This is a genomic window from Paenibacillus amylolyticus, from assembly GCF_003719335.1.
GTDB classification, from domain to species: Bacteria; Bacillota; Bacilli; order Paenibacillales; family Paenibacillaceae; genus Paenibacillus; species Paenibacillus amylolyticus_D.
Window position 1 is genome coordinate 366,305 of the sequence record NZ_RIAS01000005.1, and the last position, 14,610, is coordinate 380,914.

Sequence of the window (14,610 nt, forward strand, 5' to 3'; positions counted from 1 at the left end):
AAAATGTCACTCGTATATCAAATGAACGCTGCAGCTTCTTCCAAAACATCTGGCTCATCACAGTCATCCACAGCGCAGGCCAAAGGTTCCGTTACGGGAACTGGAGCTGAGTTCTTGCAGACACTGGCACAGTCATTGGCTGGGGGAAGCGGAACTGGTGAAGGTACTGATGGGACAAATGGTGCATCAACAACAAAGACGTCTGCTCCGCTGATGTTTACTTTTGCCTCAGAAAATGAAGAAAAGAATACATCTGTAACGGATGCGTTAAGTTCACTATTCGTTGATACTGATTCGTCAGATTTAATGGGAAAACTCGAAAAACTATTTGGTGATCTGGATACGTTAGATAAAGCGTTGGAAAATGATCCGTCCATGCTTGCAGGTCTTCAATCGTTGATCCAGCAATTGTACGCATTATTAAGTAAAGATTCGGACGGAAATCAGCAAGCTTCGTCAAGCGAAGTCGGTTCTAATTTAGATCAAGCTACCGAATCTGTATCTGCTGTCGATCTGTCTCAGCATCCGGCTGCAGTCCGCTTTGTATTACAGGATGTGCTAACACAATTGTCAACACAAGTTCTTAAACAAGATAGTAATGTAGTCAAGCAAGCTCCGGAATTCCAACAGTTGCTTCAGCAGTTGCAAAGCCAGTTGAAGGAAGCCGGAGTCGAAACGGATGGCAAAAAAGGTTGGTCTGAACTCAAATCGATACTGGATACATTCTCAGCAATAAAGGATGCATCTGTTCAATCTCTTAATGTTGCTCCGACTACTGTACACAAAACAGATGCAAAAGCAACTCAGATCACTGCATCTGCAGGAGTGCAAACAGAATCTAAAGCAACAACAGTAACGGTTAAAGCTGATTCAGCACCCGTTACCGATGCGGAATCTGTAATCCATCATTCGAACATTGTAACAGCTGGGGAGTTATCCTTGCGAAGCTCAGGTACAGCCGTGAGCAAACCTGCTGAGCCTGTCATGCAAGCAACGAATTTTGCTAAGGAAATGACGCAATTTGTGGTGAGCAAGCTGGATATCGTGAATCAAAAAGGATTTTCTGAAGCCACAATCTCACTCCGCCCTGAGCATTTGGGGAAATTGGATGTACAGATTACATTACAAAACGGACAATTGGTTGCCAGGTTCATGACTGAACATGTCATGGCGAAGGACATGCTTGAACAACAGATGATGCAATTACGTTCCTCGTTACAGTCTCAGGGCATTCAGGTGGAACGGCTTGAGGTCACTCAGAACAGTTCGCTCGGATCCGAAATGTATCAGGATGGCGGACGTCAACAAGGGAATCAATCTCAGCAACAAAGACGTTCCCGTGAGCGTGGGGAGCATACCGATGAAGCTGTGACATCTGCGGGACTGCAGGAAGAGTTGCGCAACTGGCGTAGCGAGCAAGTGGAAGGCAACGAAATTCTGAGAGATTCATTTACTGCAGAGGCTTAAACAGGGATGAGGTGAATATATGGCAAATGAAATTGTTTCTACAAATAATACGTGGCCTAATTACGCTGCTGCGAATAGGGCTACAACAAGTGCTTCAACGAAAGAACTTGGTAAGGATCAATTTCTGAAAATTTTGATTACACAGTTGCAGAACCAAGATCCGATGCAGCCGATGGAAGATAAAGAGTTTATCGCACAAATGGCGCAATTTAGCTCGGTGGAGCAACTGGTCAACATTTCTACGCAGCTCAAAACGTTGAATCAGTCACTTGGAGCGGTATCGGGCATGATTGGCATGGAGATTAGTTGGCTTTCTTCTGATAAAACAGACAATGGTACGCTTCGCCAGGGTATTGTAGATTCTATCATTGTGCGAGACGGGGTTCAGTATGCAAAGGTAGGTAATGACGAAATTAAACTGGATGAAATTATCCAGGTGAACCGTGCCAAACAAGCCGAAGAAACGAAGTCGTCTGTCCAGAATGTTCAAAGTGATACTTCAAATTCTAATGGTAGTGACCCGTCTGATGTAAATGTCGGGAAGAGTGAATCCGAAGATCGAGAGCAAAACATATGAGTGATCGCATAACCGTTGGACAGTTATATACTGGCCCCGTTACTCCAAATTTGCTTCGCAAACCCCAAACGGGGGACACATCTAGCACACCAACTAAACCTTTTGCTCAAGTACTGGAAGACAACCTGTTAAAACTCAGCAACCATGCAGCTAAACGATTAGAACAGCGTGGCATCGAGTTGAAAACCGAGCAAATGAAGAAAATTGGTTCTGCACTGGATAAGGCTGCTGCCAAGGGAGCAAAAGAGTCTCTCATTTTGATGCAGGATATGGCCTTTATCGTGAATGTCAAAAATCGTACTGTCGTTACAGCAATGGATAGCGCAAGTATGAAAGATAATGTCTTTACTCAAATCGATAGTGCTGTAATTATTTCTTAGCCGGCTGGCCCTTCTCGGGAGCCGGAATGCCGCTGACCGACTGACGCGGCAACCAATATAAGGCTGGGAGGATTTTGTAAAATGTTGAAATCGATGTACTCAGGCGTTTCCGGGATGAGGGGTTTTCAAACCAAACTCGATGTCATTGGTAATAATATCGCGAATGTAAACACGGTTGGATTTAAAGGAAGCCGAGTGATGTTCAAAGACATTATGAGCCAAACGACTAAAGGGGTAACGGCTCCAACGGATACACCTTCGGGTGGTGTCAATGCACAGCAAATAGGTCTAGGTGTTTCCGTAGGATCAATTGACACAATGCACTTGGCAGGAAGCCCGATGACTACCAATAATCCAACCGACCTTCGAATCAATGGAGATGGATTTTTCTTGGTGCGTTTGAGCGATGCGCAAGAAGTACCTTATTTGACTCGTGCGGGTGATTTCCACGTTGATGCTGCTCGTAACCTGGTAACTTCTGACGGATTGTTCGTCATGGATAATGGCGGTGCGAACATCACAATCCCGGATGATGTTGTATCCTTCACCATTGGGCAGGATGGGTTTATCAATCAAACGATGGCTGATGGAACGACTCAAGCCGGAGCACAGCTTGGGATTGGTAAAGTTGTTAACCCTTCAGGTCTTGAGAAAATTGGCGGCAACTTGTACCGCATGACGGCGAATGCCAATCCGGATGGTGCGCTTGCTCCGGTGACAGCAAATAGTGCAGAAGACGGTACGGGGGCTATCATTGCCGGTCAGCTCGAAATGTCAAATGTTGATTTGACGAATGAATTTACCGAGATGATCGTGGCACAACGTGGTTTCCAAGCGAACTCCCGGATCATTACAACATCAGACGAAGTGCTTCAAGAGGTCGTTAACCTGAAACGTTAATAACTGATTAGTGATTTTGAAATGGTGGGGGAGCTTGCTCCTCCACTATGATTGAGGGGGCTTGGCATGATTTCAGTTACGCGGTTAAATGGTTCTCCCATGTGGTTAAATGCGCTGATGGTCGAGATCGTGGAAGAGACGCCGGACACGTATATTACTCTGGTAACGGGAAAAAGATTAATCGTGCTTGAAAAGGCCGATGAAGTGATTACCAAAATCAAAGAATACAACCGTGAAATTGGAGTTCAGGCAGCCACGATTAAAGTGCAGCAAACGGAGGAGTCCTGATGAAAAAGATGATGCCCTGGATTGCAACAGCATTGCTTGCAATCACACTCATTGTGGTCGTAGTTTTTGTATTTATGCAAGGTCAAGGCAAGAGCGACAATACACATACAGCGGCAGCTGCTGAAGAAAAAAAACTGACTGCAGATGAAATTGTAGAGGTTTCATCCGAGCTTGGACAGATTAAGACCAATTTGGCTGATGGAGATCGTATTATTATGGTTAGTTTCTCTTTCAAGTTATCGGATAAGAAAGCTAAAGAAGACTTTGAAAAAATTAAAAGTATCACGGTTAAGCCAATCATTATTGAGGCGCTTGCGGACACCAAGGCTGAGGCACTGAGTTCGGCCAAAGGTATGAAACAATTCAATGAGAGACTGACGGCGCTGATTAATGAAGCATTGCCTGAGCCGAACTTGAAAAGCACTAACGTTTCAGACATTGTTATAGCACCAATGTAATGAATAGAACAAGCTGTAGATCTGTAAGGGGGTGAGAACATGGTGGATGTATTATCACAAAACGAGATTGACGCCCTATTAGCAGCCCTTTCTTCTGGTGAAATGGACGCCGAGGAATTGAAAAAGGAAGAAACTCAGAAGAAAATCAGATCCTATGATTTTAAGCGAGCAGTTCGTTTTTCCAAGGATCACATTCGAAGCCTGACGCGTATTCACGAGAACTTTGCTCGTTTTCTCACCACTTATTTTTCGGCCCAGTTGCGGACGTTCGTTCAGATCAATGTCGTGCAGGTAGAACAGTTGCCTTATGACGAGTTTATTCGTTCTATTCCCAAGATGACGATTTTGAACATTTTCGAAGCAGAGCCATTACAGGGACGAATGGTAATGGAGGTTCACCCCAACGTGGGTTATGCCATGCTGGATCGTCTACTTGGAGGAACAGGCAGTGCTCCGACCAAAATTGCAAGCATGACGGAAATTGAGACGACAATTATGGAACGGATATTCAGCCGAGCCTTTGAAAGTTTGCAGGAAGCTTGGAAGACGGTACTGGATATATCGCCAAGAATGGAAGCGTTGGAGACGAATCCGCAGTTTATGCAGATTGTATCCCCCAATGAGACCATTGCCTTGATCTCACTAAGCACCAAAATTGGTGATACCACGGGCATGATCAATTTGTGTATACCGCATGTCGTTCTTGAGCCTATTATGTCCCGGTTATCAACGCACCAGTGGTTTGTTTCGGAGAAGAAAACGAGAGCTCCGGAAGAATACGAAGCGCTGAAATCACGTGTAAACAAAGCCAAATTACCTGTTGTAGCCGAACTTGGTGAATCCAGAATTTCGATAGCCGAGTTTTTAGGATTATCGGTTGGTGATGTCATCACGCTGAATAAACCGGTGGAAGAGGGGCTTTCCATTAAAGTTGGTGACAGGCTGAAGTATATCGGCAGTCCAGGAACCATTAAGGACCGTGTGGCTGTGCAAATAGATCAAATTGTCACCGAAGGAGTTGAAGAATTTGACGAGTAAGGATTATTTATCCCAGGAAGAGATCGACGCTTTGCTTCGGCAATCGGAATCCATCTCGAGTTCTGAACCCGCTGAGAAAACGGTTGATGATTTTCTAACGGAGCTGGAACAGGATGCCCTGGGCGAGATTGGTAACATCACCTTTGGCAGTGCTGCGACTGCGTTGTCCACACTATTAGGCCTTAAAGTGGATATTACAACACCTAAAGTATCAATTATTAGCCGAACACAGTTCGAAGAGGCTTTTCCTAAACCACATGTTGCTGTTCATGTGAACTATGTGGATGGATTCGAGGGCATTAACTCACTGGTTATCAAAAAGAGAGACGCGCAGATTATCGCTGATCTAATGTTGGGCGGTGAAGGAAATCCGGCCGACGAAGAATTGAACGAAATTCACATTAGTGCGGTACAGGAAGCGATGAACCAAATGATGGGGTCTTCTGCCACATCTATGTCGACCATCTTCAACCGGTTTGTTAATATTTCTCCTCCAGGGATTGATATTCTCAACTTGGAAAGCGGCGAGGGTGTGACCAATCTCCCGCCAGATGAAACACTTATTCAAGTTTCGTTCCGTCTGTTAGTAGGGGATCTGATTGATTCGAATCTGATGCAGCTGCTTCCTGTACATTTTGCGAAAAATATGGTGGATATGTTAATCGGAGGTGCTCAAGAGTCGACCTCCAGTGCTCCTGTAGCTTCAACACCCGAGCCTGCGCCGACACCACCACCTGTTGCGCCTCCTACGCCAGCGCCAACGCCGCAACCAGCTATGGAGCAGCCGCCAGCGGCTCATCAACAGATGCCTCCACATGTTCCACAGCAGCCAGTTCAGGACTATAGTGGATATGGTCAAGCTCCGATGGGTATGCCACCGCAGCAACCATACGGTATGCCACCGCAGCAACCATACAATATGCCACCACAGCCAGCTTACGGCGAACCTCAACACTATGGTGGTGCACCAAATAGGAATGTGAATGTACAGCCTGTTCAATTCGCCAATTTGCAAAATGGGGCTTTTGCTCATGTGGACGAGAACAATTTGAATTTATTGATGGACATTCCCCTTAAAGTCACCGTAGAATTAGGAAGGACCCAGAAGCAAATTAAAGATATATTGGAATTATCACAAGGTTCGATTGTCGAACTGGATAAGTTGGCTGGTGAACCTGTCGATATTTTGGTCAATAACAAACTGATCGCCAAGGGAGAAGTTGTCGTCATTGACGAAAACTTTGGTGTTCGTGTTATAGATATTCTAAGCCAATGGGACCGTATTCAGAAATTACAATAAGCACAATCTAGGGAGGATTTGAACCAACATGGCAAACCGAATTTTAGTCGTAGACGACGCTGCATTTATGAGAATGATGATCCGGGACATTTTGTCCAAAAATGGGTACGAAGTCGTAGGAGAAGCACCAGATGGTGCACAAGCAGTTGAGAAGTTCAAGGAACTTCGTCCAGATCTGATTACAATGGATATTACAATGCCTGAGATGGATGGTATTGCTGCTCTGAAAGAAATTAAAAAAATTGATGCAAATGCAAAAGTAATTATGTGTTCTGCAATGGGCCAACAAGCAATGGTTATTGATGCCATTCAAGCTGGAGCCAAAGATTTTATCGTTAAACCTTTCCAATCTGATCGGGTTATCGAAGCAATCAGCAAAACACTGGGAGCTTAAGAAACATGTTGATGGCTCAGGGGGGTACTCCAGAACCAGCTGGCGCGGGAATCAATTATTATCTACAGCTAGTATGGGTGATTGTTGTCCTGGCCGTCATCCTGGTTCTTATTGTCTACCTGATCCGATTCTTGAACAAACGAAATCAGCAATGGTTTCGAAGCGGAACCATTCGCATTCTGGGCGGAGTCGGACTAGGGCAAAACAAGTCACTGCAAATTTTAGAGATTGGCGGAAACGTTTATTTGATTGGTGTGGGCGAGAATATACAGTTGCTGGATAAGGTTTCGGATTTGGAAGAAGCACAGCGAATCATAGATTCCTTTGAACGGGATGCTGTTTCACAGCAAGGAAGCCTTCCACCCATCATAGCCAAGCTCGCTAAACGTCTTCGTAAAGAAGAGCCGCCTCGGGAAATGGAAATTGAGGACACTGCTTCTTTTCATGAGATGTTTGAGTCCAAACTTCGGCAGATGCCAAACCGTAAAGAGAAGATGGAGAAGCTCCTGGATCAAGACAATACTACAGATCGGTCGAGGGATTCATGAAGAAAAAGATTTGGTTAGCGTGTTGTTTCATAGGACTTATCAGCCTGGCATCCGTTACGGTGGCTTTTGCCGAGCCGATTCCTAATATTGATATACAGATTGGGAACGGTGATGGCAGCACGCCAAGTACTAGTTCATTATCTATTATTCTATTAATTACCGTGCTTAGCATAGCCCCGGCATTGCTGGTACTGATGACCAGTTTTACTCGGATTGTTATTGTGCTTGGGTTTGTCCGAACTTCACTTGGAACCCAGCAGATGCCTCCGAATCAGGTGTTGGTCGGTCTGGCCCTTTTTCTTACACTTTTCATAATGTCTCCTACGTTGTCTTCCATTAATCAGGTTGCATTGCAACCTTACCTTAAAGGAGATTTAACACAAACGGAGGCGCTGGAAAAGGCAGCAGATCCGATTAAGAAATTTATGTTTACTCATACGCGTGAGAAGGATATCTTACTGTTCATGAAATACAATCAGGCGGAACAGCCTAAATCGTATCAGGATATTCCAATCACGGTAATGGTACCGGCATATGCAATCAGTGAGCTCAAAACAGCTTTCCAGATGGGGTTCATGATATTTATTCCTTTCCTGGTGATCGACATCGTTGTGGCGAGTACGCTCATGGCCATGGGTATGATGATGCTTCCCCCGGTCATGATCTCATTACCTTTTAAAATACTGCTCTTTGTTCTGGTAGACGGGTGGTATCTGGTAGTCAAGTCACTGTTGCTGAGTTTTAATACTTGAACCGGAGAGTTAAAGGAGGACGGTCATGACTTCGGAGTTTATTATCGGTCTGGCCGGAAAAGCAGTATACACGTCATTGCTGGCCAGTGCACCTATGCTTATACTAGCTCTGGTTGTAGGACTTATGATTAGTATTTTCCAAGCAACGACTCAGATTCAAGAGCAGACGCTCGCCTTTGTACCTAAAATTGTTGCAGTGCTGCTGGCGGTGCTTTTGTTCGGGCCTTGGATCTTGAATATATTAATCGATTTTACGTTTAACATACTCGACAATTTGTACAGATACATAGGGTAGGCTTTAGCCGATGGAGACATTGCTGCAAAGTTTCCCTGTTGCTCTGCTTATGTTTTGTCGAATAGCCTCATTTTTTGTAACTGCACCGGTCTTTTCAGCTCGAAATGTACCTACATCGTTTAAAATAGGGATATCTGCTTTCGTTACGTTGACAGTATATATGACCTTTGGAATTCATCAAACCGTTCCAACGGACTTGAGTTACATTCTGCTAATAATCAGAGAAATTCTCATCGGTCTACTTTTGGGATTTGTGGCTTATCTTTTGATGACGGCTGTACAGACTGCAGGTGCATTTATTGATATCCAGATTGGTTTCGGTATAGCTAATGTGTATGACCCGATGACAGGTGCATCCGCACCTCTTACAGGTAACTTTAAATATGCTTTTGCTGTACTTCTTTTTTTAACTATGAATGGACATCATTATCTGCTGGATGGCATCGTATACAGTTATCGATGGATCCCGCTATCGAATATATTCTTTTTGAAGATGGCGGACGGCAGCATTGCGGAATTTCTAGTACGTACGTTAGGAGAATCCTTCATGCTTGCTTTTCAGATGGCCGCTCCCATTGTGGTTGCTCTGTTTCTGACGGATGTAGGGTTAGGCTTTTTAGCCAAAACGGCTCCACAGTTTAATGTATTTGCTGTAGGTATGCCGCTCAAGGTACTCGTTGGAATTGCTATTTTGCTCCTGCTGGTTCCCAGCTTCGCCTTTGTGTTTGGTCAATTGTTCGAGGTCATGTTCCGAACAATGGAAAAACTGCTTGGGACAATCGGACAAAGGCCGGGATGAGTGAAACGGAGGACAGGATTCAGATGAAACTTCAACTTGACCTCCAGTTATTTTCTGGGGAGAAAACAGAGAAAGCCACCCCTAAAAAGCGGCAGGATACACGAAAAAAGGGCCAAGTCGTCAAAAGCATGGAATTATCCGGTGCCTCGATTCTCCTGTTTACATTTCTGACCATGATGATGTTTAGCTCGTTCTATAAAGAGCGCATGGTAAAGCTGTTTACGGATATTTTTATTAATCGACTCAGCATGAATGTTACCGAAGAAAATGTGATGGCACTAATGATGCGTTACGGGATTGAAGTGATGTTGTTGCTCGCTCCCGTGTTGCTTGGCGCAGCTCTGATTGCGTTAATCGTTAACTACATGCAAGTGGGTTTTCTTCTTATAGGTGAGGGCTTAAAGCCGAAGCTCGAGAAATTAAATCCAATCAAAGGTTTTAAAAATATTTTTTCACTTCGTTCATTAGTGGAATTTGCAAAATCCATATTGAAAATGTCTATTATCGGCTACCTTGTATACAGCACGATTATTAGTTACCAGTCTGATATTGCTTCATTATCACACTTTTCAATGGATGCGATTTTACAGTTCGCCGCTTCAATTACTTTGAATCTTGGTGTCAAAATTGCAGTTGCACTCTTAGTACTTGCCGTATTCGACTACATGTACCAGAAGTACGATTATGAAAAGAATATACGCATGTCGAAGCAAGATATCAAGGATGAGTATAAGAAAATGGAAGGCGATCCGCTGATTAAGGGCAAAATTCGGGAGCGTCAGCGTCGTATGGCTATGCAGCGTATGATGCAGGAAGTACCGAATGCAGATGTAATCATCACGAACCCGACACACTTTGCAGTAGCATTGAAGTATGAGGGGTCTGAGATGGAGGCTCCGCAAATTATTGCTAAAGGGCAGGATTATGTCGCTCTGCGCATTAAAGAAATTGCCAAAGAACACGGTGTGATTACGATGGAAAACAAACCACTGGCACGGGCATTGTTCCAGAGAGCTGAGATTGGTGACGCTATACCGGCCGATTTGTTTCAAGCTGTAGCCGAAGTGCTGGCTTATGTATATAAACTTAAGGGCAGAACGAAATAACAGGGATCGGAGGCCGTACATTCATTGAAAACAAAAGATTTAGCTATCCTTGCGGGTATTATCGGCATTGTGTTGATGATGATTCTCCCGATCCCCATCTGGCTGCTCGATATGTTGCTCGTTATCAACATCTCTATTGCTTTGATGATCTTGCTTGTTGCCATGAACAGCAAAGAAGCATTACAGTTTTCCATATTTCCGGCGTTGTTGCTCATTACTACGTTGTTCCGGCTGGCACTTAACATCTCAACTACCAAGCTGATTCTGGGTAAAGGCGATGCAGGAGCGGTTGTTGCAACATTCGGTAGCTGGATTGCCGGAGGCGAAATCGCAATAGGTTTCATCGTGTTTTTGATCCTGGTTGTGGTACAGTTCATCGTAATTACCAAAGGATCCGAGCGCGTAGCTGAAGTAGCGGCGAGGTTTACTCTCGATGCAATGCCTGGTAAACAAATGAGTATCGATGCGGACTTGAATGCTGGTTTGATCAACGAACAGCAGGCGCGTGAGCGTCGTTCCAAAATTGAACGTGAAGCCGACTTTTATGGAGCGATGGATGGTGCCAGCAAATTCGTAAAAGGAGATGCCATTGCAAGTATTATCATTCTCCTGATCAACCTGATCGGTGGATTTATTATCGGTATGACGGTACACGGTCTCGACTTTGCAACATCACTCTCCACATACTCGGTATTGACCATCGGAGACGGATTGGTTAGTCAGATTCCCGCGCTGCTTATTTCAACTGCAGCAGGTCTGATCGTAACCAGAGCTTCATCGGAAGGAAACTTGGCTGAAGATATTACCGGCCAGTTGTTTACATATCCGATACTCATCTATATCGTAGCTTTTGTTATTGCGATGCTGGGATTCTTTACGCCAATTCATGTGATTACGACGCTCCCTCTGGCAGGTATGCTGGCTTTTGCCGCCTGGCGAATGCAGAATAATCTGAACTTGAAACAAGAGGCGGAAGAGCAATTGGAAGAAGAACAGCAGATTGAAGAGGTCAGAAGTCCCGAAAGTGTTATTAATTTACTTCAGGTGGATCCGATCGAATTTGAGTTTGGTTACGGCTTGATTCCACTGGCTGACAATCAACAAGGTGGAGACTTGCTTGATCGGATTATTATGATTCGAAGACAATGTGCGCTTGAGTTGGGTTTGGTGGTACCAGTCATCCGTATTCGTGACAATATTCAACTAAGGCCCAATGAGTATGTAATTAAAATTAAGGGTAATGCGGTTGGTGGCGGAGAACTGCTTCTGAACCATTATCTTGCGATGAGTCCTGGATATGATGAAGAGTCTGTAACAGGAATCGAAACAACAGAGCCGGCTTTCGGTCTGCCTGCGTTATGGATTGATGAAGTGACTAAAGATCGGGCAGAACTCGCTGGATATACGGTAGTCGATCCGCCTTCTGTCGTTGCGACTCATCTGACAGAACTCATCAAAAAACATGCACATGAACTGCTTGGAAGACAAGAGACGAAGGCGCTTGTGGACAACCTGAGAGAGAATTATGCTGCACTGGTGGATGAACTGATTCCTTCCGTCCTATCCATTGGTGATGTACAAAAGGTACTAGCCAAGTTGCTGCGTGAGAAAGTATCGATTCGAGACATGGTTACCATCTTTGAAACGCTTGCAGACTATGGAACTTATACGAAGGATCCAGATGTGTTAACGGAGTACGTTAGACAATCGTTATCTCGTCAGATTACACAACAATTCTCGCAAAAAGGTGAAACCCTTCAAGTGATTACGGTTGGACCAGGTCTTGAGAAGAAAATTGCTGAAAGTGTGCAACAATCAGAGCAAGGCAGCTATCTTGCGCTGGATCCAGTCTCTACTCAAAGTGTGTATCAAAAACTGAGTGAACAAGTAAATCGTTTGATTCAATCGGGTCAACAGCCCATCGTGTTAACTTCTCCAACCATTCGAATGTATCTGCGTCAGGTGATTGAACGAACGATGCAGGATATTCCGGTGCTTTCCTATAGCGAGTTGGAGCCGAATGTTGAAATTCAAAGTATCGGGGTGGTGAACTTATGAGAGTAAAACAATACGTTGTTGAGACCATGCCCGAAGCTATGCTTCAAATTCGCAAAGACCTGGGAAGTGACGCCGTCATTCTGTCCACCAAAGAAATTAAGGTGGGCGGAGTGCTCGGGATGTTCCGCAAAAAACGTATCGAAGTGGTTGCAGCAGTAGATAAAGAACAGTCCAATCAAGCGAATGGTTCTTCTGTTAAGAAAGCGCAAAATTCATTTACGCCTGTGCCTCGTTCGTTTGTACCTGAAGCTTATGCTCAAACCGCTCGTTCGTTTGTAGCTGGTTCCGATGACAGAGGAACTGTAGCGACGGAGGACCAAAAAGGGCAGGAGAAACCGGCGGCTGTTCAATCTGTATCCAAATCGAGTGGTATAGATGAAAAAATGGATTACGGCTCAGATTTTCTGAGCAGTGAGCATAAACCGCGACCGCAAGGGGCGGATTTTTCGGGTTTAACGCCTAGTGTTCAAGATCGTGGTTTGGACCAGCAACAGGACAAGCTGTTGAACGAGTTACAAGACTTGAAGCAGATGATGACCAAGCTTTCCAAGCAAGGTACCGTTGCGACAACAATCCCTGAAGAATTAATGAAAAGCCAAGAGCGGCTTACGGATCAAGAAATTTGGCCGGAAGTATGGGAATCATGGTTTGAACCTATTGAGCAGGGGTTAGCCGAGGGTAAATTGCAAGAATCGGATGTCGAAGAGGCACTTCGGTTGGAGGTAGCGACTTTTCTGAAAGATCGCATTCAAGAGGGCATTATGCCTAGCACTCGGATTGTATACGTGGCTGGACCTACAGGAGTCGGAAAAACAACGACGATTGCCAAGCTGGCTGCGGAGCAGATGTTTAAAAAACAACGTAAAGTTGGCTTTATTACTTCAGATACGTACCGTATCTCTGCAGTTGAACAGCTAAGAACGTATGCATCGATTCTGAACGTGCCGCTTGAAGTTGTGCAGTCGCCAGGTGATACGCAACGTGCCATCTCACGGCTGGAAAACTGTGATCTGATCTTTATGGATACGGCAGGCAGAAACTATAGAAATGAATTGCTTGTCTCCGAACTGCAGAGTCTACTTGCGCCTGTTGAGAACAGTGAAACCTTTCTCGTGATGAGTATGACTGCTAAAAGCAGAGATATGGTACAGATTACGGAGCATTTCAGTAAATATGGATTGGATAAAGTGATCTTTACCAAAATGGATGAAACTGGAACGTGCGGCCCGCTGTTTAATCTTCTTCATCGTTTCCCGCTCAAACTGGCGTATGTGGCAAACGGTCAGAATGTTCCAGATGATCTGCTGAAGCCTGATGTGGAATGGTTGTCCAGGGCTTTATTGGGAGAAGAAATACGATGACGGATCAGGCAGCATCACTCCGAAGTTTGGTCTCTGCGCCACTCGAGAACGATGAAAGCAAAGTGAGTAACCGTTCCTCCAAAATTATTACGGTAGCTAGTGGTAAAGGTGGGGTGGGTAAGTCCAATTTCACACTAAACTTTGCACTAACTCTTCATTCTATGGGTAAAAAGGTACTGGTGTTTGATGCAGATATCGGTATGGCAAATATCGATGTTTTAATGGGAACTTCTTCTTCCTATAATCTGTATCATCTTTTATACCGACATAAAACTATAAGGGAAATCATACAACTTGGTGCTGATGGCCTGCCATATATTGCAGGGGGGTCGGGAATGAAGGAATTATTCTCTTTGTCTGATCGTGATCTGGAGTTTTTTGCCAGTGAAGTGGAGGACATTGCGCAAGAGATGGATTACGTCATTTTCGATACCGGGGCCGGCCTTTCCAGGGAAAATATGAGATTCATCGGTGCTGCTGATGAATGCCTGATTGTAACTACTCCTGAACCGACTTCAATAACGGATGCTTATGCCTTAGTTAAAGTCATGCACGGCCAGGAGCATGCAACTCCTTTTCGAATGATCGTAAACCGGGTTGAAGATGAAAGGGAGGCGGAGCGTGTAGCAGATAAAATCGCTGGAGTGGCGAGGAGGTTTTTGCAAACAGATATCCCGCTCTTAGGGTATATTTCGGAGGATGCTCAGGTTGTGACAGCGGTGAAGAAACAGATGCCTTATCGATTAGCCTATCCTCATTGCAAAGCTTCTAAAGATATACAAAAACTTGCCCTTCGATATCTGGCTGTACCTGCAGCTCCGGAATCCGGAACCTTGTCAGGAATCAGGGGATTTATGAAAAAGTGGCTTAAACGAACAACATGATTTCT

Annotated in this window: 17 protein-coding genes; all 17 read left to right on the plus strand. The window is 44.7% G+C overall.

The genetic code is table 11. The features are described 5' to 3' along the window. The first annotated feature begins 3 nt into the window (after positions 1-3). Entirely contained in the window at positions 4-1,467 is a 1,464-nt protein-coding gene (locus EC604_RS12385; RefSeq protein ID WP_123064451.1) for a flagellar hook-length control protein FliK, read from the plus strand. 19 nt (positions 1,468-1,486) lie between these two features. Beyond that, entirely contained in the window at positions 1,487-2,044 is a 558-nt protein-coding gene (locus tag EC604_RS12390) for a flagellar hook capping FlgD N-terminal domain-containing protein (protein ID WP_123064452.1), read from the plus strand. Further along, positions 2,041-2,424 (plus strand): TIGR02530 family flagellar biosynthesis protein, encoded by a 384-nt coding sequence (locus EC604_RS12395; protein ID WP_123064453.1) that lies wholly within the window; start codon positions 2,041-2,043, stop codon positions 2,422-2,424. The genes EC604_RS12390 and EC604_RS12395 overlap by 4 nt, the downstream gene beginning before the upstream one ends. An 81-nt stretch (positions 2,425-2,505) precedes the next feature. Beyond that, positions 2,506-3,324, plus strand: coding sequence for a flagellar basal body rod protein FlgG (flgG, locus tag EC604_RS12400; RefSeq protein ID WP_123064454.1), 819 nt, complete (start codon positions 2,506-2,508; stop codon positions 3,322-3,324). Between the two features lie 66 nt (positions 3,325-3,390). Next, a complete protein-coding gene (locus EC604_RS12405; protein WP_123064455.1) occupies positions 3,391-3,612 on the plus strand; it encodes a flagellar FlbD family protein in 222 nt (73 codons plus the stop codon). Continuing rightward, entirely contained in the window at positions 3,612-4,070 is a 459-nt protein-coding gene (locus EC604_RS12410) for a flagellar basal body-associated FliL family protein (RefSeq protein WP_123064456.1), read from the plus strand. The genes EC604_RS12405 and EC604_RS12410 overlap by 1 nt, the downstream gene beginning before the upstream one ends. Positions 4,071-4,109: 39 nt before the next feature. Next, on the plus strand, positions 4,110-5,108 hold the full coding sequence (gene fliM / locus EC604_RS12415) for a flagellar motor switch protein FliM (protein WP_123064457.1): 999 nt from the start codon (positions 4,110-4,112) through the stop codon (positions 5,106-5,108). Continuing rightward, positions 5,098-6,408: a flagellar motor switch phosphatase FliY gene (fliY, locus tag EC604_RS12420; RefSeq protein ID WP_123064458.1), complete on the plus strand. Its 1,311-nt coding sequence runs from the start codon at positions 5,098-5,100 to the stop codon at positions 6,406-6,408. The genes fliM and fliY overlap by 11 nt, the downstream gene beginning before the upstream one ends. 28 nt (positions 6,409-6,436) lie before the next feature. Beyond that, positions 6,437-6,802: a response regulator gene (locus EC604_RS12425; RefSeq protein WP_090923862.1), complete on the plus strand. Its 366-nt coding sequence runs from the start codon at positions 6,437-6,439 to the stop codon at positions 6,800-6,802. An 11-nt stretch (positions 6,803-6,813) separates the two neighbouring features. Then, complete coding sequence (locus EC604_RS12430; protein WP_123064534.1) at positions 6,814-7,350, plus strand: flagellar biosynthetic protein FliO; 537 nt, start codon at positions 6,814-6,816, stop codon at positions 7,348-7,350. Continuing rightward, positions 7,347-8,102, plus strand: coding sequence for a flagellar type III secretion system pore protein FliP (gene fliP / locus EC604_RS12435; protein WP_123064459.1), 756 nt, complete (start codon positions 7,347-7,349; stop codon positions 8,100-8,102). Before EC604_RS12430 ends, fliP begins: the two co-directional genes overlap by 4 nt. Before the next feature lie 25 nt (positions 8,103-8,127). Next, positions 8,128-8,397 (plus strand): flagellar biosynthesis protein FliQ, encoded by a 270-nt coding sequence (fliQ, locus tag EC604_RS12440; RefSeq protein WP_123064460.1) that lies wholly within the window; start codon positions 8,128-8,130, stop codon positions 8,395-8,397. 10 nt (positions 8,398-8,407) lie between these two features. Further along, positions 8,408-9,196 carry a flagellar biosynthetic protein FliR gene (gene fliR, locus EC604_RS12445; protein WP_123064461.1) on the plus strand — a complete coding sequence of 263 codons (789 nt, stop codon included), beginning with the start codon at positions 8,408-8,410 and terminating at the stop codon, positions 9,194-9,196. Then, positions 9,193-10,302 (plus strand): flagellar biosynthesis protein FlhB, encoded by a 1,110-nt coding sequence (flhB, locus tag EC604_RS12450; RefSeq protein ID WP_123064462.1) that lies wholly within the window; start codon positions 9,193-9,195, stop codon positions 10,300-10,302. The genes fliR and flhB overlap by 4 nt, the downstream gene beginning before the upstream one ends. 24 nt (positions 10,303-10,326) lie before the next feature. Further along, on the plus strand, positions 10,327-12,360 hold the full coding sequence (gene flhA, locus EC604_RS12455) for a flagellar biosynthesis protein FlhA (RefSeq protein WP_123064463.1): 2,034 nt from the start codon (positions 10,327-10,329) through the stop codon (positions 12,358-12,360). After that, complete coding sequence (gene flhF / locus EC604_RS12460) at positions 12,357-13,721, plus strand: flagellar biosynthesis protein FlhF (protein ID WP_123064464.1); 1,365 nt, start codon at positions 12,357-12,359, stop codon at positions 13,719-13,721. Before flhA ends, flhF begins: the two co-directional genes overlap by 4 nt. Beyond that, a complete protein-coding gene (locus EC604_RS12465; RefSeq protein WP_123064465.1) occupies positions 13,718-14,605 on the plus strand; it encodes a MinD/ParA family protein in 888 nt (295 codons plus the stop codon). The genes flhF and EC604_RS12465 overlap by 4 nt, the downstream gene beginning before the upstream one ends. The last annotated feature ends 5 nt before the right edge of the window (positions 14,606-14,610 follow it).